Source organism: Flavobacterium sp., assembly GCF_036405015.1.
In the GTDB taxonomy this organism is placed as follows: Bacteria; Bacteroidota; Bacteroidia; order Flavobacteriales; family Flavobacteriaceae; genus Flavobacterium.
In genome coordinates this window covers 1-1,911 of sequence record NZ_DASWYK010000204.1, presented here as the reverse complement: position 1 = coordinate 1,911, position 1,911 = coordinate 1, and the positions used below count along the sequence as shown (strand labels likewise).

Here is a 1,911-nt window from a genome sequence, read left to right as displayed (position 1 = left end):
AATTGAGAATCAATATTAATTTCACTCATATCGTTTACTATCACGGCTACCTTAAGTCCTTTTTTATTATGCAGTATGTAATTTAAAAGTGTTGTTTTTCCTGCTCCTAAAAAACCACTCAAGACAGTGACAGGTAATTTTTTCTTTAATTCCATTTTTAAATATTTTTAAATTTAATTTTTGAGTTTTTTATATAATCTGCTGTAATTTAGATACTAACTGTCAGTCCTAAAGAGATATTAATGCCAGGTAATGGAGCTAAATATTTTAGAAAAGAATTCTGTGGTCTCGCTTCAACATTTAACAAATTGGTACCAGAAGCAAAATATTCTATTCTATAATCCCTAAAAATCATATTGTAGGCAAGCCTTGCTGAAAGTAAAGAATAAGCAGGCATAGGAGGTTCTGGATTAATGTTTTTACCTAGAAAACGCTGTTCAAGATAACGGTCGAATGCTGCATTGAATTCAAATTTTCTAAAGTTGATACCGCCCGAAAATCCGAACCTGCTCACAGGCATGTTGGGCATATAATCTCCTTCTGCCCAATCTCTCATATGATCTCCCGAAACATTGATATTTTTAACCAAATCAAAATAAGAACCCAGCTGAATAATACATTTTTCATTAATCTTTTGATTGTACACCATTTCAGCTTCCCATCCGTTTAGTTTGGTGTTAGATTGACGCCATTCTTTTACCAAAAAACCTCCTGAACGTGCAATTCCTGTATGAGCCAGATATAAATAATTATCCAACATTGTGCGATAATGTGTAACCGAAAGCTTTAATCCTTCATAATTAAATCCTGCTTCAAGCTCTACAGTTTTTGCTGTTTCTTTATTTAAGCGGTCATCGCCATTTTCTTCTAAAATAATAGCGAAATGATTATTACCTGCATATAATTCGTTAACATCAGGAGCACGTTCAGAATGAGAATACGTACCTTTCAAATAAGCATATTTAGTAATATCTATTTGTGCTCCAGTGGTAAACTGATTTAATTGAAAATCCCTATCAGAAAGTTTTCCTCCTCCCAATCCTCTACTAGGTTTATATCCTTCTGTGAGTCTTGCTCGTCTTTGAACAAGATCATGACGATAGCCAGCATTTAGCTTTAGAAATTTAATAACAAACTGTTGCAGCGTAAATAATCCAAATTCTCGGCTTTTGTTATCAGGGAGATAACGCTGTTCACCGCTTCCATCAATATTCACAGTAGAAAGATCTATTCCAGAAAGTCCCTTCAAAAACGAAAGAGAATGTTGATCTATTTCTAATCTAACAATATGACGGGCTGCCGAAAATTTGTTGGCAAGATAATCTCCAATAAGTTCGCTATCCTTAGAGTACTGCAGCATATAATTTAACCTCAAAGCAGCAATTGCTGTACCTTGTGGCCTGTATTCCGATTCCATCATTAGGCTATTTCCTTCTGATCTTGTGTTTATTGGCAAATAAACACTTTCACCTTCCACTTCATGTGAGTAACCATCATCATGCGTGTGTGTATGTCCAGGCAACTTACGTAATGCAAAACCCGGAATTCCATAGTAACCGTATGATCTTCGAAAACCGATACCAAAATTGAATTTTTCGCCAACATAACCTGTTCCAAAATTTACCACATAGCTATTGGCATGACTATTAGGCATTGTTCTTTTTTTTACAGGAGCATAATCTGTGATACTTTTTACTACAGTTGTTGAAAGTGGTGTTCCGGCAGGCTGTCCTGCTACATACAAACTGTTTTTTTGATTGGATACATAAACCCCGTCTATAAATGATTTTTCTTCAAAAGTATATAAGTCTGCTTCTGTTAATTCCCACTGAGGATCATTCATCTTTTCGAGCACAAACTGACTTATATAAGGATAAAGACTTAAGTTTCTTGTGGTTTGCTTTTCCACAT

At 34.9% G+C, this 1,911-nt stretch carries 2 protein-coding genes; both read right to left on the bottom strand.

Annotated elements, in window-relative coordinates; genetic code table 11:
* The coding region (locus VGE71_RS17355) for a GTP-binding protein (protein ID WP_331139440.1) at positions 1–155 on the bottom strand (155 nt) is incomplete at its 3' end.
* Positions 156–208: 53 nt separating this feature from the next.
* Positions 209–1,911, bottom strand: a 1,703-nt coding sequence (locus VGE71_RS17350) for a TonB-dependent receptor (protein WP_331139439.1), incomplete at its 5' end; no start/stop codon positions are given.